The sequence below is a fragment of the Stenotrophomonas sp. Steno-Z2 genome (assembly GCF_056393235.1).
Window position 1 is genome coordinate 40621 of record NZ_JBWJOY010000007.1, and the last position, 20251, is coordinate 60871.

The following is a 20251-nucleotide window of genomic DNA, read 5'->3' on the forward strand; positions in this document are numbered from 1 at the left end:
TCAGCGCACGCCCGCCACGGCGCGTTCGAACTGGGCCAGCGCCCGCCGCGAATACGCTTCCGCGTCCCAGGCCGCGCCCGGGCAGGGATGCGCCAGCCAGTCGCACATGCCTGCGGCCAGCCCCTCGGTCGAGTCGGGCACCAGCCGTCCGGCGCCATCGGCCAGTACGCTCTGCGGGCCGGGAATGTCGGTGGACAGCACCGGCCGGCCGAGCGTCAGCGCCTCGAGCAGCACGATGCCCTGGCCTTCGTAATGCGAGGACAGCACGAACAGGTCCAGTTCGCGCATCACCGGGTAGGGGTTGGCCAGCGCGCCGGTGAGCAGCACGTCGTCCTCCAGCCCGAGTTCGGCGATGCGCTGCTGCAGCACCGCCCGTTCCGGGCCTTCGCCGACGATCACCAGGCGCGCCCGTGGATGGCGGCTGCGTACCTGCGCGAAGGCCTCCAGCAGCCTGCGGTGGCCCTTTTCCGGCGACAGCCGGCCCACCGTGCCCAGCAGCACGTGGCCTTCGCGCCAGCGGGCGAGGCCCGGCGGGAGCGCGTGTTCCGCGCGGCGGCGGATGAAGCCGGGGTCGATGCAGTTGTCGACGCTGTGGAAGCGGTCGGCGTGCTGGCCCGGCACCCCGGCAAAGCGGCGCCGGTTGACCGCATCGAGGCTGTCGGAGACCGAGATCAGCGCGTCGCACAGCGGGTACTGTTCGAACACCTTGGCCAGCTGCGGGTGGCGGCTGCGGTGTTCCTGCTCCATGTCGTTGTGCAGGTAGGCCACGCAGCGCGTGCCGGGCGGCCGGCCGCGCGCGAACAGCGCGGTCCAGAACGCGGCATAGCCGGAAAAATCCACCACCACGTCGAAGTCGGCGCTGCCGAACTGGCGTGCGTACTCGCGCCGGTAGTAGACGTCGAGCAGGCGCAGCTGGCGCGCGTTGAGCACCTCGCGGCTGGCCTGGCGGGTGCTGAGCCACAGCTGTTCGCGGTTGGCCACCGGGAAGCTGATGCGCCCCCAGCGCGCCACGTGCGCGGGCAGTTCGGCCAGGCGTTCCATGCGCTGCGGGTAGCTCTCCAGGGTCCAGGGGTCGACGACCACGGTCATCGACATCCTGTCCGGGTCGATCGAACCGGCGAGGCGGTTGAACGAAGCGGTCACGCCGTTGGGGCTGAAGTTGCCCACCTGGAACAGCAGGGTGCGCCTGCTCCGCGGCGGCCGGGCGACCTCGTGGCGGGTGTCGCCGTCGAAGAAGAACCGGACCGTCCGCGCCGCCGATCCGCCATCTTCCAGCGGCCAGTAGGCCTGGCGCGCCGCTTCGCGCCGGGCCTCGCCGCCGGCGGCATCAACCGGATCACCGGCCAGTGCGCGCGACAGCGCCCGCCCCAGCGTGTCGGCGGTGGCGCAGGCCTGGACCGGCAGGGCGTCGAGGTCCAGATAGAGCCCGCGTTCGCTGCGGTACTGCTGCAGGTCCGGGACGTACAGCAGGACCGGGCGGCCCGTCGGGAGGAAGTCGAACAGGATCGAGGAGTAGTCGGTGACCAGCACGTCCACCACCGACATCAGTTCGGTGATGTCCATGCCGGCCGGTACCGGCATCGCCCCTTCCGGCAGCCGGCCCAGTTTGCGGGCCACCATGTGGTGGCCGCTGAACAGCACGGTGGCGCCGTGCCCGGTCAGGCGTTCGATCGCGCTGGATACCAGGTCCGCGTCCAGCGACGCGCCATCGAGGCTGCCGCGCCAGGTGGGCGCATAGAGGACGATCCGCGCATCGGCCTCCAGCCCGAGGCGTTGCCGGGTCTGCGACCTTGCGCGCGCGTCCGCGCCGAGCATCAGGTCGATCCGCGGCTGGCCGGTATCGGCGATGCGGCAGCCGATCACCTCCTGGACCTGCATCGAGGCGAGCAGCGCCTGCCGGGTGAAGGCATTGGGCATCGCCAGGTGGGTGGCCTGGAGCAGGTTGCGCACCGCGTTCTTGTGGTCGAAAAGGGCGCCGGGAATGTCGACGCCGAGTTTCTTCAGCGGCGTGCCGTGCCAGGTGTTGAGGTAGCGCTGTTGCGGGCGCCGCACGAAGTACGGCATGAAGGTGTTGTTGTTCACCAGCCAGCCGGCGGTGGCCAGGTAGCGGGCGTACAGCGGGCTGCCATGGCGGACGAAGACCACGTCCGGCAGCGCGGCCAGCTCCGCCGGCACGGTGGCATGCGGCTTGACCGCCCAGACATGCAGCATGCCGCGCCCGGCCAGATGCGCCCGCGCGGCGCGGAACACCGCCAGCGGATTGCAGCTCACCGAATCGCCGTGGAAGCTCTCGTAGAGGACCACGTCGTCGCGGACCGGCAGCGTCTCCAGGAACTCCGCGTACTCGAGCTTGATGTCGCGCGCGGGCTGGCCCTCGGCGGCGGCCTCCTCGGGCACGATGTCGAAGTCGCGCCGGAACAGGCGCGTATCGAGAAAGGCCTGGCAGGCGTCCGCATCGCGCCCGGCGCGGTGCAGGACCACGCCCAGGCGGTAATGCAGGTGCGGGCAGTGCGCGTCGTGGCGGTCGGCGGCCCTGCGGTAGGCCGCGGCGGCCTCGGCGTCCAGTCCAAGGCGCTCGCAGGCCAGCCCCAGTTCGAAATGCGGCTGCGCCTCGTGCGGGCGCAGGTGCAACTGGTCCAGGCAGGCGCGGCGCCGCCCGGCGGTGTCCACGTCCGCGGCGGGCAGCGTCTGCGGCTCGTCCGGCAGGCAGCGCAGCCATGCGGCGATGGCCGCGCCGGTCTGCCCGCTGGCATGCAGGCACACGCCCAGCCGGTAACGCCAATCGCCGTCCTCGCGCAGCGCGAGCGCGCGCGCGTACGCCGCCGCCGCTTCGGCCGGGCGTTCCAGCCGTTCCAGCATCCAGCCGCAGCGGTAGTGCCCCTCGGCATGCGCCGGGTCCAGGGCCAGGGCGGCGGCATAGGTATCCACCGCCTCTTCCCAGCGGTGCAGCATTTCCAGCAGGCGGCCATGGGCGAAGCGCAGGCGGGCATTCGTGGCGTGCGCCGGCTGCTCCAGCCGCTGGTGGTAGGCGCGTTCGGCGCCGCACCAGTCCTTCTCGCGCTCGTGCCATGCGCCGATGCCCAGCGCCGCCGCCTCCGGGTCGGAGGCGATGGCCTGCGCATAGCAGGCATCGGCCGCATCGTTGCGGCCGCGCCGTTCCTCGATGCGCCCGAGCCGGTAATGGGTGTCGGCGTTGCCGGCGTCCAGCGCCAGTGCGCGGGCATAGGCGAGGGCGGCATCGTCCAGCCAGCCCAGGCGCTCGCAGGCCAGGCCCAGGTGATGGAACCAGTCGGCACGGTCGTCCTGCAGCCCGGTGGCGGTCCGCATCGCGGTGACCACACGCCGCCAGCCGTTGCGCCGGGCCACGATCGAACCGAGCAGGGCGTGATGGGCGGCGACATCGGGCTGCAGGTCGCAGGCGCGCACGGCGAACATGTCGGCCACGTCCCACAACTGCATCCCGGCAAGGTTGCCGGCGATGCGGGCGAACACGTCGCCCGGCGCGTCCAGGGCCTGCAGGAGCGCGAGCGTGCGCAGGTTGAAGCGGGTCTTGCAGGCCACCTCGAGCCGTTCGCCGGGCGCCAGCCGGGTCTGCAGGCCCCGCGCCTGTCCGACGGCGCGATAGTGCGCCGCCGGGTCGCGCCGATGGTCGCCGTCCAGGTGCATCGCCTGGTACCACCACAGGTCGAACCCGGCCGAGGGATTGCGGTATTCGCGCCAGCCCTGGTCGCGGAAGTGGCGCCACGCGGCATCGCCGGTGGCGGCGACGTCCGGGTTCCGGGCACGGTAGAAATCCGCGTCGAACCATTCCGGCACGGTCGCCTGACCGGCGTCGGCGGTTGCCGTGGCAGGGGGCGGGAGGGCGATGGCGTCGTTCATCGGGAGGCGGCCGCTCACTGCATCGAGCGGATGCTGGCCTTGATCGAGGAACTGGAGATGTTCTCCGTGCGCGGCAGGTAGCGGACCTGGCAGTAGCGCGACAGGTCGTCGAAATGGCCCCGCCAGTCCGAGCCCATCACCAGCACGTCGGCGCCGAGGCGGCGGATGTCGTCGGCCTTCTGCTCCCAGCTGTCCTCGGGAAAGACATCGTCGACATAGCGGATGGCCCGCAGCACGGCTTCCCGCTCGCTGTAGCTCTGCGTCGCGCGCTTGTGCTTGACCGCATTGAAGCGGTCCGACGACAGGCCGACGACCAGCGTGCTCCCCAGTTCCCGCGCGCGGCGCAGCAGGTTCACATGACCGATATGGAGCAGGTCGAAGGTGCCATAGGTCAGGACGATGGTCATGCCGGATTCCGTGCGGACGTTGGATGCCGGAGCCATGCAAGGCGCGTGCCGCGGCCCGCCGGCGGGGCGCAGCGTCAGCGGGTCACGCGGACCGCGACCTGGACCCACTCGGACTTCCACAGGTACTCGAAGTCGCGGTCGCAGCGCTCGCACCAGTCGAGCAGGGCGCGGTGTTCGTCGTCGCGGAATTCGTTCCCGGCCTGCATGAAGTACTCGTCGAACAGGATCACCGTGCCCGGCGCGATCCTCGTGTCCAGGCCGGCCAGCGCCTCCAGCGTGGAACTGTAGAGGTCGGCGTCGGCATGGATCAGCGCCAGCGGCGCCTGCAGCCGCGCGGCCACGTCCTCGACGGTATCGCTGAACCAGCCGCGCACCACCTCCACGTTGGCCGCCTCGAACACCGGGATGTCCTCCGGCGCCAGCGCGAACGCGCCCTTGTTCCACGTCCCCAGCCAGTCCTCGGGCAGCCCCTCGAAGCTGTCGAGCAGGTACAGCGTCCGGTCGGCCGGCATGCGGGCGTGCAGGAAGCGGGCGCATTGGCCCTTGAACACGCCCAGTTCGAGAAAATCGCCCGGCAGACGGACCTCGCGCACCGCCTCGTCCAGCGCGGTGAACTTGTAGCTGTACCAGCGGTCCTCGTCCGGACCGAAGCGGCGGGTGCGCAGCTCGGGCACGCCGGGCAGGCGCGAGCGGACGTGCAGGAAGCGGTCGGCCAGGCGCGGATCGGCGGGCATCGCGGCGTCGCTCAGCACCGGTTCGACGCGCGCAGCGCGTCGATCTGGGCATCGGCGATGTCCATGCCGCACAGCAGCTGGTTCAGCAGGGTCACCTGCAGGCCCAGCGATGCCGGCGCGACGTCGGGGTGGTCCTTGATCGCCGGGTTCTGCACGTCGATGAAGGCGATGTCCCGGCCCTGCCGCGACGCCATGGCGATCTGCTGGATATAGGGCAGCTGCGGCGACTGGCGGGAGTGGATCACCACCCGCCTCGCCGCGGGGCAATCGGCGGCCAGCAGGCCGGTGAACAGCTCGCGCTTGTCGCGCGGAAACACGCCGCGGGTGAAGTGCGAATCGCGGTAGCGGCGCACGTAGTAGTCGTCGGCCAGGATCGGCTCGACGCAGACCGCGTTCAACCCGGTCCGCAGCGAATGCAGCAGGGCGCCGGACGCGCCCTTGGAGGCGCCGTACAGGACGACGTGGTCCATGGCGATGCCCAGGTCGGCGATCACCTTGGCGATTAGCGCGGAGATGCGGGCCTCGTTGTCCGGCTGCGCCAGCGTATCGGTGTAGAAGGCGCCCACCACCCCGCCCAGGTCGGCGATGCGCAGGATCGCGGTATCCCATGGCATGTATTTCGGCGCCTGGCTCAGGTTGCGGGCGAAATAGCGCGCCGAGAAACCGGCCTCATACATCTGGTCGACCTGCGACATGCTGGAAAAGATCACCAGCAGGCGCCGCGCGCGGCCGTGCGCGGGCAGCTCCAGCCGGTAGCAGGCGCCGTCGTGCTCGAGCAGGCCGAAATGGGTGTGTTTTGCCCAGAAGCGGGGCGCGGCCGCCGCATGGACGAACGATGTCACCGCCCCGCCGTCGCCGGAGAACTTGTAGACGAGAAAGCCCTGGCCGACCAGGTGGAGCAGGAGTCCGCGCAGTTTCTCGTCCCGCCGCGACAGCTGGATCAAGTTGCTGTCCCCGGGATGCCGCAGGTGCACGAATCTGGCCGACGCCAGGTCGGCATGCGCCGCGTCGTCGGCATCGAGGTCCATGGCAATGGCCATTGTTCACTGTCTCCTGCGATCGTGGAGGCGCACGCCGCAGGACCCTGTCTGGTACCCCGCGCGCGCGCCGCTCGATGTCCTGCAAGCGACGTGCCCGAGACGACCGGAAGGCGTGGGACGCCCGCCGGCCGCGCGCATCAGGGCGTGTCGCCCTGCTCGCGGTCGATCCCGTACTTGCGCAGCTTCTCCACCAGGGTGGTGCGGCGCAGGCCGAGCAGCTGCGCGGCATGGGCGACCACGCCCTGGGTGCGCTCCAGGGCTTCGTTGATCAGCTTCAGCTCGATGCCGGCCATGTGGTCGCGCAGGTCCAGGCCGTCGTCGGGCAGGTGCGCCGGCACGGGCGCGGCGGCGACGGGGGCCGGGGAGGGCGGTGGCGTGGCCGCAGACAGGCCGGCCAGCGGCCGCTCGTCGTCCAGCGCCACGGCCGGCGCCGGCGCGGCTTCGCTGCGGTAGCGCGCGGGCAGGTCCTGCACCCGCACCAGTCCGCCCGGGTGCAGCACCGCCAGGCGTTCGACCAGGTTGGTCAGCTCGCGCACGTTGCCCGGCCAGCGGTAGGCGGCCAGCGCCTGCAGCGCCTCGGCGGCGAAGCGCACCTCGCCACGGCCGGTGCGCGCCAGCTGCGCGGCGATGGTTTCCACCAGCGCCGGGATGTCGGCGATGCGCTCGCGCAGGGCCGGCACGTCGATCGGGAACACGTTCAGGCGGTAGAACAGGTCCTCGCGGAACTTGCCTTCGGCGATGCGCGTTTCCAGGTTGCGGTGGGTGGCGGCGATCACCCGCACGTTGCAGCGGATGGTCTGGTTGCCGCCGACGCGCTCGAAGCTGCGCTCCTGCAGCACGCGCAGCAGCTTGACCTGCATCGGCAGGCTCATGTCGCCGATCTCGTCCAGCAGCAGGGTGCCGCCCTCGGCCATCTCGAAGCGGCCCTTGCGCGCGGTCAGCGCGCCGGTGAAGGCGCCCTTCTCGTGGCCGAACAGTTCGCTTTCCAGCAGGTCCGGCGGGATCGCGCCGCAGTTGATGGCCACGAACGGGCCGTCGCGGCGCGGCGAGCGCTGGTGGATGGCGCGCGACACCACTTCCTTGCCGGTACCCGATTCGCCCAGCACCAGCACGGTGGTGTCGAAGCCGGCCACCTGCTCGATCAGCTGGCGCAGTTCGGTCACCGCCGGGCTGGCGCCGGTGGGGCCGTTGTCCTCGCCGCCGCCGGAATGGTGCTCGGCGTCCAGCCGCTTGAGGCTGGCGCGGCGCAGCAGCGCCTCCATCTGCGCATGGCGCATGGGCTGTTCGAGCGGCCAGACATTGGCTTCGTGCAGGCCGTAATGGCGCGCGAAGGCCAGCGGGTCGCCCTCGGCCAGCAGCACCGGCGGCGGCATGCCGGTGCCGGCCAGCCAGTTGAAGAACGGCGCGGCGCGCGCCGGGTCCTCGATGGTGCCCACCACCAGCGCCATCCAGTCGTTGCAACGGTGGCGGGCGGTGTCGATGTCGCCCACGTCGGTGACCCAGCGCGGGTTGAGGTCCATGAACTCCAGCAGGGCCACCGTGCGTTCGGCACGCACGCCCTCGCTGTCGATCACGAGGATCCGCGACTCACTCATGGCCCTGTTCCTGCCTGACGCTTTCCAGGATCGGCATCACCTCCTGGATGTAGGACAGCTTGCTGACGAAGTTGTCCGCACCGGCGCGCTGGGCGTGCTCGCGGTGCTCGGCGTCGTCGAAATGGCTGGCGATCACGATATAGGGCGGCTCGTCCTGGGTCTTGATCAGGCGCGTGGCCTGCAGCCCGCCCATTTCCGGCATGGCCAGGTCCATCAGCACCACCCGCGGGCGCAGCGCCTCGGAGCGTTCGATGGCCTCCAGGCCGTTGGCGGCGCTGCCGACGATCTGCAGCCAGTCCACCTTGCGGAAATGGCGCATGGCCGCGTTGATGAAGCCTTCGTGGTCGTCGACCAGCAGAACGGTGAGCTTGCTCATGGGATTCCTCGGATCAGCCTGCGCGGGCCAGCAACGGACGCGCATTGTGCCGCTTCCGCTCGCGCGCCGGGGCGATGTCCAGCTGTTCGCGGTACTTGGCCACGGTGCGGCGGGCGATGTTGACGCCCTGGCGGGAGAGCAGCAGGGCGATGGCCTCGTCGGCCAGCGGGCGCGCCGGCGGCTCGGATTCGATCAGGCGCCGCACCATGGCCTTGACCGCCTGCCCGGAGATGCTGGCGCCTTCCAGCCGCACGGCGAAGAAATGCTTCAGCTCGAAGGTGCCGCGCGGGGTCTGCATGAACTTGCCGGAGGTGATGCGCGAGACGGTGGATTCGTGCATGCCGATGGCGTCGGCCACCTCCTTCAGGGTCAGCGGCGCCATGGCTTCCTCGCCCTCGGCCAGGAACGCGGCCTGGCGCTCGACGATGACCCGCGCGGTGCGCAGCAGGGTGTCGTAGCGCATGGACAGGCCGCGGGTGAACCAGCGCGCTTCCTGCAGCATCTCGCGCATCGGCTGCGCGGCGGTGCCTTCGCTGGCGGCCAGGGCGCGCTCGTAGGCCGGGTTGAGGGTGATGCGCGGCGCCGTGGCCGGGTTCAGCGCCACCCGCCACTGGCCATCGGCGCGCCAGGCCACCACCTCCGGGATGACCGCGCTGTCGTCCTGCGCCTGCAGGGTGTCGCCGGGGCGCGGCTGCAGCGACAGCACCAGGCGGACCGCCTCGTGCACGTCGGCCTGCTCGGCATCCAGCTGGCGGGCGATCGCAGCGTAGTCGTGGCTGGCGAGCAGCTGCAGGTCCCCGGCCAGCAGCCGGGCCGCCAGGTGGCGGGCGGGCACGGCGCCGGGCAGAGCGGCCAGCTGCGCCTGCAGGCATTCGCGCAGGTCGCGGGCGGCCATGCCGGCCGGCTCGCCCTGCAGCAGGCGCTGGCGGATGTTCTCCACGTGCGCGCCGTCGCGGTCGAAGCGTGCGCTGGCCAGCAGGGCCAACTGCGGCAGCGGCGCCTGCAGGTAGCCGGCGTCGTCGCAGTGCTCCAGCCAGAAGGCGGCGATGGCCAGGTCGCCTTCGTCCAGGTCCAGCGACAGCGCCTGCAGGATGCGCAGGTGCGGATCGCTGGATTCGCCCATGGCCAGCCGCGCGGTGCGGTCCTCGTCGGCGTCGTTCCAGCTGGCGCCGGCCACGTCCCACATCGAGCTTTCGGGCAGTTCGTCGAACGCGGCGGTTTCCACCTGCGCGTCGGCCGCGGCGGTGTCGGCCGGCGCAGCGGCCTCTTCCTCGAGTTCGAGCAGCGGGTTGTTTTCAAGCGCCTGGCGGATTTCCTGCTCCAGCTGCAGGCCATTGAGCTGCAGCAGGCGGATGGACTGCAGCAGCGCGGGCGTGAGGTGGAGCTGCTGGCCGAGCTGGGTGGCGAGCGTGGTCTTCATTCGTCTGATCCCCGTGGGCGCCATGTGAAGCGACCGTCAATGGAACGCATCTTGCGTAGGGGGTGTCAGGGAATGAATCGGAGAAAACCTGCAGGCACCCTGGTTTGTTCCGACATCATGTAGGGGTTTTCCCTACTTTGCGTCATTAATCCGTCGCGGAGGCCCGGCGCGGGATTTGCCCATCAACGACTTACGGAATTCTGACGCCGCATGCGACGGATTTCCGAATCTGTGACGCGGTTCCAGGCCGATGGCCCGTCCCGACCGCTCAGGTGAGCTCCTGCTGGTGGCGTACCGCAAGCAGCAGCAGGTCGTTGGCGCGGCGGCAGCCCAGGGCCTCCATCATGCGCGCGCGGTGGGTTTCCACCGTCTTGACGCTGATTCCCAGTTCCGCGGCGATCTCCTTGGTGGTCTGGCCGCTGCCGAGCTGGCGCAGGATCTGCCGCTGGCGCGGCGACAGCGCGGCGATGCCGGTGGGGCGCTCGCGCCCGAGCATGGGCGCGAGCATGCGCGCGGAAATCTGCGGGCTCAGGAACACCTGCCCGGAATGGGCCGCGCGCAGGGCGATTTCCAGCTCCTGCGGCGCGGCGTCCTTGACCACGAAGCCCACCGCGCCACGGTCCAGCGCGTCGCGCACGTGCGCGGTGTCGTCGTGCATCGACATCATCACCACGCGCGCCTGCGGCAGCCTGCGGCGGATGTCGGACAGGGCTTCCAGGCCGCTGCGGCCGGGCAGGGAGAGATCCATCAGCACCACGTCGGGCTGCTGCTGCAGGGCCAGTTCCAGCGCCTGTTCGGCGGTGCTGGCCTCGCCGGTGACCAGCACGCCGCCGAACGTCTGCAGCAGGCGGCACAGGCCGGCACGGACCAGCGTATGGTCATCGACAATCAGGACACGCACGGGAACGGGCATCGCTTGGGAATGCCGCACCTTAGCCGAGCGCGCGCCTGCGCGCCAAGCGGCCAGGGGCAGGGACGCGCGGGTTCAACGCGGGCGCCGGCTGTCGGCGATCTGGCGCCGGTGCAGGCGGAACAGATGCCGCTCCAGCGCGGTTTCCAGCGCGTCGCCGGTGCTCTGCAGGCGCAGCCACAGGTAGAGGCTGCCGTTGCCGGAGGTGGCTTCGCCCAGTACCTGCACCGGCAGTTCGATGTGGTCGGGCAGCCAGTCGGCCGGCTGCAGGCGTACGATGCCGGCGCTGCCCTGGACCGCGCCGGTGCGCTGGCCCAGCTCCAGCCGCAGGCCGCGCCGCGACCAGCGCACCGGGCGCAGCGGCAGGGCTTGGCTGGACTGGCGCAGCAGGCGCCCCAGCAGCACCAGGGCCAGGTCCATGCGCGCTTCCAGCCGCTGCAGCTGCTGGCTGCCTTCGCCGCGCTCGTCGGCATCGTCGCCGCCGCGCGAGTCTTCCACCAGCGCCACGCTGCGCAACAGCATCTCCGCCGCGCCGGCGCGGATCGCGCTGCTGCCGGGCTCGAACGCCGCCGGCAGCGAGACGTCGCAGGTCAGCGTGTCCTCGAACAGCTCGGTCTCGGCCGGGTGGTGCACGACGTTGGCGCCGGGTTCGTTCATGCCAGCGATTCGGCCTGCTGGTAGGCGTGCACGGCGCGCACCGACTGGCGGCCGGCGCGCAGCCGCGCCGAGGCCAGGTCGCGCCGCACCAGCATGTCGGCCATCAGCGACTGCTGCAGGGCGAGCAGGTTGCGCAGGCCGTTGGCCGCGGCCTGGACGCCGCAGGCCTCGACGAATTCGCGCAGGCGGCGGTCGTGGCCGTTGGCGATGCGCTCGGCCTCGGCGTGGTCTTCCTGTTCCACCGCGGCGCGCAGCGCCTCCAGGTCGTCGTGCAGCGCCTGCAGGGTGTGATCGGCATCCATCATGGTTCTCAGGCTCCGGCGGCGGCGGCGCGTTGCCGCTGGTCGGACGGGATCGCGTTCCAGGCCGATTCGATCTCGCCCATGAGCGACAGCGATTCCTGCAGCGCGGCCACGTCGTTGTTGAGGTTGGCCTCGGTCAGGCGCTGGATGACATAGTCGTACAGCGCCGAGAGGTTGCCGGCGATCTCGCCGCCGGCTTCGTGGTCGAGCGAGCCGTTGAGGTGGCCGATGATGGCGCAGGCCTCGCCGATGGCCTTGCCCTTCATCGCCTGGTCGCCCTGGGCAAGGAAGGCCTCGGCACGGCGGATGCGTTCGCCGGCCCCTTCGAACAGCAGGGCCACCAGCTTGTGCGGATCGGCATCCACAACCTTGGTGGACACGCCGACCTTGCGGTACTGCTCGGCGTAGTTGCGGCTGGAACCGTACATGGGGTGAGTCTCCTGGGACCTGTCCGGCGCGCGGTCCGGGCGGCGTCGGGAATGATGGGGGGATATCCGTGTATCGGCCGTCATGGCCGTTTACTTGAATGGCGGAAGCTTATTTCTGCAATGCGGCAAGCTGCTGGGCCAGGTAGTTGCTGGTGCCCTGCATCTGCGCCACCAGTGAATCCATCGCGGTGAACTGCCGGGTGTAGCGCTCGGACACCTTTTCCATGCGCGCGTCCAGGTCGTCCAGGTCCTTCTCCAGCTTCTTGATCTGCTTGTTGAGGGCGTCGGTACGCAGGGTCAGCGTGCCGGTGCCGCTGTCCAGGTTGCTCTTGAGCAGCGTGGACAGGCCGCCGGACAGCGCGCCGTCCTTGCCCAGCAGCCTGGCCGCCGCGTTCGGGTTCTCTGCCAGGGTCTTGTCGAAGGTGCTGGCGTTCAGCGCCAGCGTGCCGTCGGTGTTGATCGTCAGCCCCAGCGCCTTCATGTCCACCACGTTGGCGCTGAGCTGGCCGCGCAGCTGCTGCTGCAGGCCGCGCACCAGCGAATCGCCGGTCAGGGTGGACGCCTTCTTGTTGGTCGCGTCGTAGGCGCTGGAATTCTTCAGCAGGTTGATCGAGGCGTTGTAGGCGCTGACGAAGGCCTGCAGGTTGATCTTCAGCGGTGCGTTGTCCTGGCTGACCGTCAGGGTCTTGGTGGTGCCTTCCTCGGCCTTGCTCAGGTTCAGGGTGATGCCCGGGATCAGGTCGCTGATGGTGTTGCTGCTGGATTCGCGCTCGAATCCGTCCACCCGCACCCTGGCATTGCTGGCGGCCACGGTCTGGCTCAATCCACCGCTGCTGCCATCCCAGGTCAGGGCGGAAAGCCCGCCGTTGCCGCCGCTGGCCGAGACGGTCAGCGCCCCTTTGGTGCCGGCGTCGACCGCATTGAGCACCAGGTGCTGGCCGTCGCTGGCGGTGATGACGGTGGCGTTGACGCCCTTGCCGTTGGCCGCCTTGTTGATGGCCGCGGCGACGTCGGACAGGGTGCTGCCGGGCTTGATCTCGACGTCGATCGAGGTGTCGCCCCAGGCGATCTTCAGGTTTCCGTCGCCGACCGCGGCATCGGCCGCGAACGCGCCGGAACTGAGCTTCTGCGGCTGCGCCAGGCTCAGCACCTCGACGTTGTAGGTGCCCGCCACCGCCTGGGTAGCGCCGGTCGAGGCATCGGTCACCACGGTCGCGCCGAACCCGGCGCCTTCCGGAACCGTGGTCTTGTAGGCCTGGTTGCTGGCGCCCTTGATCAGCGCATCCAGCGACGACTGCAGGCTGCTCAGCGAGCTCTTGATGCTGCCCAGCGCCGAAAGTTTGGCGGTAGCCGCCGATCCCTGGGTGTTGATGCGGTCCGCGGCCGGCTTGCGCTCGTTGGCGACCAGCTGCGAGACGAGGGTGGGGATGTCCAGGCCGGAGCCGACAACGGAGAGGGAAGACGTGGCCATTTGGATTCCTTTTGCGCAAAGGGACACCCTTGCAGGCATCCCGGATATCGGCACGCGCCGGGGCTTCTTTAGCCCCGGGACGGCATGGGTCAGGCCAGGTGTGCAAGTCCCGTGCCGATGGCCGCGGCCGGATTCCGCGGGCGGGCTGGACAAGGAAGGCGTTCCCGTCTCCAGACGGACGAAGCCCCCGCCATTGCTGGCGGGGGCTCCGGATTACGACCAGGTTGGATAGTCGCGACGGATCAGCGCAGCAGGCTGAGCACGTTCTGGGTCGCGCTGTTGGCCTGGGCCAGCATGGCGGTACCGGCCTGCTGCAGGATCTGCGTGCGGGTCAGTTCGGCCGTTTCCTTGGCGTAGTCAGTGTCGCGGATGCGGCCGCGCGAAGCCGACAGGTTTTCCGAGGTGGTGGCCAGGTTGGAGATGGTGGAGCTGAAGCGGTTCTGGATCGCACCCATGTCGGCGCGCGAGCTGTTCACCGCGGTCAGGGCCCGGTCGACGATCTCCAGGGCCTGCTGCGCGCCCTTGAACGTGGAGATGTTCAGCTTGCCGGTCACCTGCGAATCGCTGACAGCGGCGGCGGTCTGGGCGGTGAAACCCGCGGCGCTGGTGGTGACGCCGCTGGCGGCGGTCGGGGTGCCGGCGGTGAAGCCGCTGACGAACTGGTCGCCCTTCACCGACTGGAAGGTCAGCGCGCCGCTGGCAGCGTCGACCTTGGCGTAGACGCCGGTCTGGTCCATCTTGTCGTTGACCGCCGCGGCGATCTTCTTGTTGATGGCCAGCGCGTCGTCGCCGCTGTTGTACTTGACCTCGTCGATGTTGATGGTCTTCGCGGTGGCGCCGGCGGCGGTACCGGTGACGCTGATGGTCATGCCGGTGATCGAGCCGGCCGCGGTCGCGGCACCGGAGGCGATGGCGCCGGCGGCGACGTCGGTCGCGAAGTTCATCTTGCCCAGCGTGTCGACGTTGGCGTCGACGATGCTGTTGATGCCAATGGTCTGGCCGGCGTCGGCGCCGACCTGGAACAGCGCGCCGGAGAAGCTGCCGTCCAGCAGCTTGGTGCCGTTGAAGCTGGTCTGGTTGGCGACGCGGTCGATTTCCTTCAGCAACTGGTTGACTTCGGCGTTCAGCGCGTCGCGGTCGGTGCCGGAGTTGGTGGCGTTGGACGACTGCACCGCCAGCTCACGGATGCGCTGCAGGTTGTTGCCGATCTCGACCATCGCGCCTTCGGCGGTCTGCGCCAGCGAGATGCCGTCGTTGGCGTTGCGGGTGGCTACGTCCAGGCCGCGGATCTGGGTGGTGAAGCGCTCGGAGATCGCCAGGCCCGCCGCGTCGTCCTTGGCGCTGTTGATGCGCATGCCCGAGGACAGGCGCTGGATGCTGGTCGCCAGGCTGGTGCCGCTGGTGTTCAGGTTGCGCTGGGCGTTCAGCGACATGATGTTGGTGTTGATGACTTGTGCCATGATTCGGATTCCCTGTTTGGCGTTTGATCCGGCAGCTCAACCTGACCGGTACTGAGTGCAGTGGAGTGGCGTAGGGCGCCGCAGTACCGCTGCTGATACCAATAACGGCAGCATCCCCGGCAGCTTTAGGGCTGGCCTGCAAAACCGATCGCAGAGTCCCGGGTGCTTTCCGGAAGCGGTACGCCATGAGGAAACGGCGCTGGAACCGGTGGTTCCAGCGCCGTTGTTTTTTGCGCGATCCGTAGTGGTGTTGTCGAGCCCGGTTCTTCCGGGGTGTTCCAGCATTGCCTTCGCTTTACACAGGAGGGTGTCGATGGCCCGCTTCCGGCTGTGCAGGCACAGAAGAGGCGCAAGCGGCTGGCGGACATCCTCTGCCTGTGGCAGTGAACCTGATGGCTGATCAAACGCCTGGTACGAGAAAAGCAGGTGTTTGCACCCAGTGTGTGTCGTGTGTATCATTCGCGCCATGAAGAGCGCGGACCTCATCAAGGAGCTGGAAGCCAACGGATGGACGTTGGACCGGGTCCGCGGCTCCCACCATGTCTATGTGCACCCAGGCAAGCCCAGCATCATTACCGTCCCACACCCGAAAAAGGATCTCGGCAAGGGGCTGGTGAGCAATCTGCGCAAGCTGGCGGGGCTGAAGTAGGAGGTCATATGTTTCGTTATCCCGTCATGATCGAAGCCGGTGACGAGAACACTGCGTGGAGCGTCGTCGTTCCTGATCTTCCGGGCTGTTTCTCGGCAGGCGATACGCTGGACGAGGCGATGGCCGCTGCGGAAGAGGCAGCGGCGGCATGGATCGATGCTGCCCTGGATGCCGGGCGCGTGATTCCCCCGCCTTCTTCTGCCCAGGCAGCGTTGGGGAATGGGGATTTCGCTGGATGGATGGTGGGTTACGTCAATGTCGATCCGGCATTGCTGGACGACACCATCGAGCGGGTGAACATCACGCTCCCGCGTCGCGTCCTGATGCGGCTGGATGCCAAGGCGAAGGAAGCCGGCGAGACGCGTTCCGGCTACATCGGGCACATGGCCGCCATCGGCTGATCTGCCCGGCAGCACACGATCCTGCTGTCATCGGTCAGTGTTTTTTGTTGCCACCGCCGTGGCGGCCACGACATTCCCCGAAAAGCAAAGGCCCCGGTGCGTACCGGGGCCTTTGCCGTGCGCGGTGTTGTGTTTACTTGAGCAGGTTGAGCACGTTCTGCGGGACCTGGTTGGCCTGGGCCAGCATGGCGGTGCCGGCCTGCTGCAGGATCTGCGTGCGGGTCAGCTCGGCCGTTTCCTTGGCGTAGTCGGCGTCGCGGATGCGGCTGCGCGAGGCGGACAGGTTTTCCGAGGTGGTGGACAGGTTGGCGATGGTGGAGGTGAAGCGGTTCTGGATGGCGCCCATTTCCGCGCGCGAGCCGCTCACCGCGGTCAGCGACTTGTCCACGATCTCCAGAGCGCGCTGGGCGCCGGCGAAATTGGAGATGTCCAGGTTCTCCAGGTGATTGATGCCGCCGCCGGCCGCGGCGGTGCCCGCCGAGGCCGCGGTCGCGGGCAGGTCGGCCGCCAGCGACAGCGTGACACCGGTGCCGCCGCTGAGGGTGCCGTTGCTCACGCCCTCGAAGTCCTGGCCGGCCTTGAGCGAGGTGAGCTTGATGTTGCCGCCGCTCACTTCGGCATACAGGCCGGTCTGGTCGAGCTTGTTGTTGAAGGCCTGGGCGATCTTCTTCTGCACGGCCGCGGCATCGTCGCCGACCTCGATCTTCACGTTGTCCAGGGTGATCTGGGTGATGCCTGCCGCACCGGCCGGCGCGCCGGCCGCGCGGATCGAGACGGAGATGCCGCTGATCGTTCCCGAGGCGGTGGCCGCGGTGCCGCCGACGCCGGCGCCACTGACGGTGTCGGCGAAACCGGCCCGGCCGAGCTGGTCGATGTTGGCGTCGACGATGCTGTTGACGGCGATGGTCTGGCCGGCGTCGGCGCCGACCTGGAACAGGGCGCCGGTGAAGCTGCCGTCCAGCAGCTTGGTGCCGTTGAAGCTGGTCTGGTTGGCGACGCGGTCGATCTCGCTCAGCAGCTGCTGCACTTCGGCGTTCAGCGCTTCGCGGTCGCTGCTGGAGTTGGTGGCGTTGGCCGACTGCACCGCCAGCTCACGGATGCGCTGCAGGTTGCTGCTGATCTCGACCATCGCGCCTTCGGCGGTCTGCGCCAGCGAGATGCCGTCGTTGGCGTTGCGGGTGGCCACGTCCAGGCCGCGGATCTGGGTGGTGAAGCGCTCGGAAATCGCCAGGCCGGCGGCGTCGTCCTTGGCGCTGTTGATGCGCAGGCCCGAGGACAGGCGCTGGATGCTGGTCGCCAGGCTGGTGCCACTGGTGTTCAGATTGCGCTGGGCGTTCAGCGACATGATGTTGGTATTGATGACTTGTGCCATGGGACTTCTCCGTTGTGCTCGGGTCTTGCGTGTATGGGATGGCGGTTTGCGGTTGTCTGGATCAGCGGATCATGTTGAACAGCGACATGGACTGCATCTGCGTGAAGATGGTCTGTGCGGCCTGCAGGGCGGCGCCTTCGAGCTTGTACTGGCCGATGGCCTCGGCGTAGTCCAGGTCGCGCAGCTGCGAAAGCGAGTCCTTCAGGGTGATGGCGTTGGCCTCGCGCAGCGAGGCGGCGTTGTCGATGGCGCTGAGCTGCGCGCCACCGGATGCGCGCGAATCGATCATCTTTTCCGCGGCGCGGGCCACGTCGCGCAGGCTGGACTGCAGCAGGTTCTGCTGCGCGGTCCGGCCGGCGAGGGTGGAAGTGTCCATCTGCAGCGCCTGGGCGAGGCGGTCGATGGTGGAGAACACGTCGCGGTTGCCGGCCTGGCCGACGCTGAACTCGTCGCCCGCCGCCGGCGTGCCGCTCATGCGCACGCGCAGGCCCTGGAAGACGATGTCGTCGCCGTCGGCGTAGCTGCCACTGCCGACCGTGGTGCCGCCGCTGTCGAGGATGTCGTAGGTATCCGGGCCGGTGAAGCGCAGGGTGTAGCTGTCGCCGGTCCAGGCCGCGGTGCCGTCGCGGCTGGCGCCGGTCAGCACGGCCTGGCCGGTATTGCCGGCGGCGGCACTGCCATCGACGGTGCCGTCGCCGGTACGGATGCGCATGAAGATCTCGCTGCCCGGCAGGGCGTCCTGCACGAAGCTGCCGGGTGCGACCTCGACCTGGCGCTGGGTCTGGTCGCCGTTGTAGAGGATGTTGCCGTTGTCGGCCGAGAACGGCGCCACGCCGTCGGCGGTGCCGCCGAACAGGAAACGGCCGTTGCCGTCGGTGCTGTTGGCCAGCGACAGCAGCGACTCGCGGATCGAGCGCAGCTCGGCGGAGACGCTCTTGCGGTCCTCGGCCGACAGCGCCGCGCTGTTGGCCTGGATGGTGAGGTCGGATACGCGCTGCAGCAGTTCGCCGGCCTGGGCCAGGGCGTTTTCCTGCAGGCCGAGCCGGTTCTGCACGGTCGCCGCGTTGGAGCCGAGCTGGTCCAGCTCGGCCAGGATGCGGTCCATGCCCACGGCGGTACCGGACGCGACCGGGTCGTCCTTGGCGGTGACCAGTTTCTGGCCGGTGGCCAGCTGGCGTTCCAGGTGGTTGAGCTTTCTCTGCTTGGAGAGCATGAGGAACACCGACTGGTCGTACATCATGCTGCTGGAGATGCGGTTGTTCATCAGCCCACCGCCCGCAGGATCGACTGGAACATGGTGTCGGCCGTGGAAATCAGCTGCGAGGCAGCCTGGTAAGCCTGCTGCAGGCGGAGCATGTCCGCCGCTTCCTCGTCCAGGTTCACGCCGGAGACGGCGTCGCGCGTGGCCTGCGCGTTCTCGTTGATGACCTGCTGCGCCTGCAGGGAGTAGTCGGCCGCGCGCGCGGCCGCGCCGATCTGCGTGGTCAGCCCGCCCAGCGCGCCGTTGAGGGTGACGGTGCCGCCGTTGAAGGCCTTGGCGTCCTCGACACCGGCCAGGCGCGAGGCGTTGCCGTTGTCGCTGGAGCCGGCCGGCGTGCGCGACACGGTGAAGGAATCGCCGGCGGCCGGCTTGCCGTCCAGCACCAGGCTCCAGCCGTTGGTGCTGATGGTCTGGCCGGGCGTGTAGGGCAGGGGCGCGCCGCCGTTGACGGTGTAGTGGTCGGCGTCGATGAAGTCGATGCTGACCGGATCGAGCAGCGCGCCGTTGCCGGCGTCGGTGACGTCCAGCCTGCCGGCCACGCCGCTGCCGATGTTACCCAGGTCGGCCTTGACCCGCACCGGGTTGGCGGCGGCGATGCGCGAGGGGTCGGTGATGGCCACCGCCAGGCCGCCGGGTGCGGCCGCGGTGGGCTGCACCAGGAAGCGGTCGTTCAGGGCCGGCGTGCCGCCGACCACCAGTTCCAGGCCATTGACCACGAACGGATCGGCGGCGGTGCCGCTGCCGGTCATCGGCACCTGCGCGCCGGTGTCGGTGCGGGTGGCCACCCAGGCGCTGCCGTCGAAACGCAGCTGCAGGTTCTGGCCGTCGAGCGCGGCGACGTCGCCGTAGCGGGCGGTGATGCTGGCCGTGCTGGCGCTGCTGTTGCCGCTGTGCGCGGCGACCTTGGGCGGGGCCAGGGCGAAGAAATCCACGCCCATGTCGCCGTACAGGTCCATGCCCTCGCGGTGGCTCTCGTTGAACGCCTGCGCCAGCCCGACCGCGATGCGGCCGAGTTCGGCCTGCGCCGGGGTCAGCACGGTATCGCGGAATTCCAGCAGGCCGCCGATGCTGCCGCCCAGCGCCTTGCCGTCCAGCACGATGGTCTGGCCCTGGGTCTTGAGCGCCAGCTGCAGGCGTTCGGGCTGGTAGGGGTCGGCCACGGTGGTGACCTGCGAGGCGGTGCCGCCGACCACCAGCGCGTGGCCGCCGGCCGAGTACACGTTCATGATGCCGCCGTCCTGGATGACGGCAGTGCCACCGGTATAGCCCACCAGCTGGGTGATCAGCTGGTCGCGGCGGTCGAGCAGGTCCGGCGCGGCGCGGGTCGCGTCGCCGCCGATGGTGCTGTTGATCTGCGCGATCTCCCGGGCCAGGCGGTTGATCTCGCCGGTGCCGGCGATCAGGCCGTTGTTGACCTCGTTGCCCAGCGCGTCCAGGTTGCCGCTCAGCTGCTTGAAGCGGTTGACCAGGTCGTTGGCGTTGTCGAGCATGCTGCGCCGGTCGGCGGCGCCGGCCGCATTGGCCGACAGACCGCTGACCGAGTCGAAGAAGTTGGACCAGATGCCGTTGAGGTTGGTCGCGCTGTCGGAGAACAGCGCATCGACGCGGTCGGCCAGCCCGGAGAGCTGCTTCAGGCGGGCCAGTTCGCCGCTGCTGTCGAGCAGGCGCGAGATCGCCAGCTGGTCGGCCACGCGGCGGATGTCGGTGATCCGGGTGCCGTTGCCGACATCGCCATAGCCCATGTCGGTGGGATTGCGCGTGGCGAAATCGACCTTCTGCCGGCTGTAGCCGTCGGTCTTGATGTTGGCCACGTTGTGGCTGACGGTCGCCAGCGCCCGCTGGAAGGCGATCAGGGCGCTGCTACCGGTGGAGAGGACGCTGGACATCGG

General features: G+C 69.4%; 18 protein-coding genes. 2 read left to right on the forward strand and 16 right to left on the reverse strand.

Annotation, left to right across the window (positions count from 1 at the left end; translation table 11 throughout):
- The 13 genes from AC06FP_RS13620 to AC06FP_RS13680 all read right to left on the reverse strand — a co-directional run bounded on the left by AC06FP_RS13620 (position 1) and on the right by AC06FP_RS13680 (position 14679).
- Positions 1-3897 carry a CDP-glycerol glycerophosphotransferase family protein gene (locus AC06FP_RS13620; RefSeq protein ID WP_478075858.1) on the reverse strand — a complete coding sequence of 1299 codons (3897 nt, stop codon included), beginning with the start codon at positions 3895-3897 and terminating at the stop codon, positions 1-3.
- Positions 3894-4286, reverse strand: a complete 393-nt coding sequence (locus AC06FP_RS13625; RefSeq protein WP_456116191.1) for an adenylyltransferase/cytidyltransferase family protein — start codon at positions 4284-4286, stop codon at positions 3894-3896. The genes AC06FP_RS13620 and AC06FP_RS13625 overlap by 4 nt, the downstream gene beginning before the upstream one ends.
- 74 nt (positions 4287-4360) lie before the next feature.
- On the reverse strand, positions 4361-5020 hold the full coding sequence (locus AC06FP_RS13630) for a TylF/MycF/NovP-related O-methyltransferase (RefSeq protein WP_478075859.1): 660 nt from the start codon (positions 5018-5020) through the stop codon (positions 4361-4363).
- Positions 5021-5031: 11 nt separating this feature from the next.
- A complete protein-coding gene (locus AC06FP_RS13635) occupies positions 5032-6060 on the reverse strand; it encodes an XcbB/CpsF family capsular polysaccharide biosynthesis protein (protein ID WP_478075860.1) in 1029 nt (342 codons plus the stop codon).
- A 137-nt stretch (positions 6061-6197) separates the two neighbouring features.
- Entirely contained in the window at positions 6198-7655 is a 1458-nt protein-coding gene (locus tag AC06FP_RS13640) for a sigma-54 dependent transcriptional regulator (protein ID WP_478075861.1), read from the reverse strand.
- Positions 7648-8031: a response regulator gene (locus AC06FP_RS13645; RefSeq protein ID WP_478075862.1), complete on the reverse strand. Its 384-nt coding sequence runs from the start codon at positions 8029-8031 to the stop codon at positions 7648-7650. Before AC06FP_RS13645 ends, AC06FP_RS13640 begins: the two co-directional genes overlap by 8 nt.
- A gap of 13 nt (positions 8032-8044) precedes the next feature.
- Entirely contained in the window at positions 8045-9451 is a 1407-nt protein-coding gene (rpoN, locus tag AC06FP_RS13650; protein WP_478075863.1) for an RNA polymerase factor sigma-54, read from the reverse strand.
- A gap of 268 nt (positions 9452-9719) precedes the next feature.
- Positions 9720-10352, reverse strand: a complete 633-nt coding sequence (locus tag AC06FP_RS13655) for a response regulator (protein WP_456116185.1) — start codon at positions 10350-10352, stop codon at positions 9720-9722.
- An 84-nt stretch (positions 10353-10436) separates the two neighbouring features.
- A complete protein-coding gene (locus AC06FP_RS13660; protein WP_478075864.1) occupies positions 10437-11018 on the reverse strand; it encodes a PilZ domain-containing protein in 582 nt (193 codons plus the stop codon).
- Positions 11015-11323 (reverse strand): hypothetical protein, encoded by a 309-nt coding sequence (locus AC06FP_RS13665; RefSeq protein ID WP_456116183.1) that lies wholly within the window; start codon positions 11321-11323, stop codon positions 11015-11017. Before AC06FP_RS13665 ends, AC06FP_RS13660 begins: the two co-directional genes overlap by 4 nt.
- A gap of 5 nt (positions 11324-11328) precedes the next feature.
- Positions 11329-11748 (reverse strand): flagellar export chaperone FliS, encoded by a 420-nt coding sequence (gene fliS, locus AC06FP_RS13670; RefSeq protein WP_456116182.1) that lies wholly within the window; start codon positions 11746-11748, stop codon positions 11329-11331.
- 109 nt (positions 11749-11857) lie between these two features.
- Positions 11858-13219, reverse strand: a complete 1362-nt coding sequence (gene fliD / locus AC06FP_RS13675; protein ID WP_478075865.1) for a flagellar filament capping protein FliD — start codon at positions 13217-13219, stop codon at positions 11858-11860.
- A gap of 242 nt (positions 13220-13461) precedes the next feature.
- On the reverse strand, positions 13462-14679 hold the full coding sequence (locus tag AC06FP_RS13680; protein ID WP_478075866.1) for a flagellin: 1218 nt from the start codon (positions 14677-14679) through the stop codon (positions 13462-13464).
- A 466-nt stretch (positions 14680-15145) separates the two neighbouring features.
- Here AC06FP_RS13680 and AC06FP_RS13685 point away from each other — a divergent pair, with 466 nt between their 5' ends.
- Together AC06FP_RS13685 and AC06FP_RS13690 are read left to right on the forward strand one after the other, a co-directional pair.
- Complete coding sequence (locus tag AC06FP_RS13685) at positions 15146-15328, forward strand: type II toxin-antitoxin system HicA family toxin (protein ID WP_478075867.1); 183 nt, start codon at positions 15146-15148, stop codon at positions 15326-15328.
- A gap of 8 nt (positions 15329-15336) precedes the next feature.
- Positions 15337-15729, forward strand: coding sequence for a type II toxin-antitoxin system HicB family antitoxin (locus tag AC06FP_RS13690; RefSeq protein ID WP_478075868.1), 393 nt, complete (start codon positions 15337-15339; stop codon positions 15727-15729).
- Between the two features lie 133 nt (positions 15730-15862).
- On the opposite strand, the gene AC06FP_RS13695 is transcribed toward AC06FP_RS13690, so the two are convergent.
- The 3 genes from AC06FP_RS13695 to flgK all read right to left on the reverse strand — a co-directional run bounded on the left by AC06FP_RS13695 (position 15863) and on the right by flgK (position 20248).
- Complete coding sequence (locus tag AC06FP_RS13695) at positions 15863-17101, reverse strand: flagellin (RefSeq protein WP_456116179.1); 1239 nt, start codon at positions 17099-17101, stop codon at positions 15863-15865.
- Between the two features lie 61 nt (positions 17102-17162).
- The gene (gene flgL / locus AC06FP_RS13700) at positions 17163-18365 is read right to left on the reverse strand and encodes a flagellar hook-associated protein FlgL (protein ID WP_478075869.1); all 1203 of its coding nucleotides are present in this window, start codon (positions 18363-18365) and stop codon (positions 17163-17165) included.
- Complete coding sequence (gene flgK, locus AC06FP_RS13705) at positions 18365-20248, reverse strand: flagellar hook-associated protein FlgK (RefSeq protein WP_478075870.1); 1884 nt, start codon at positions 20246-20248, stop codon at positions 18365-18367. Before flgK ends, flgL begins: the two co-directional genes overlap by 1 nt.
- Between the last annotated feature and the right edge of the window lie 3 nt (positions 20249-20251).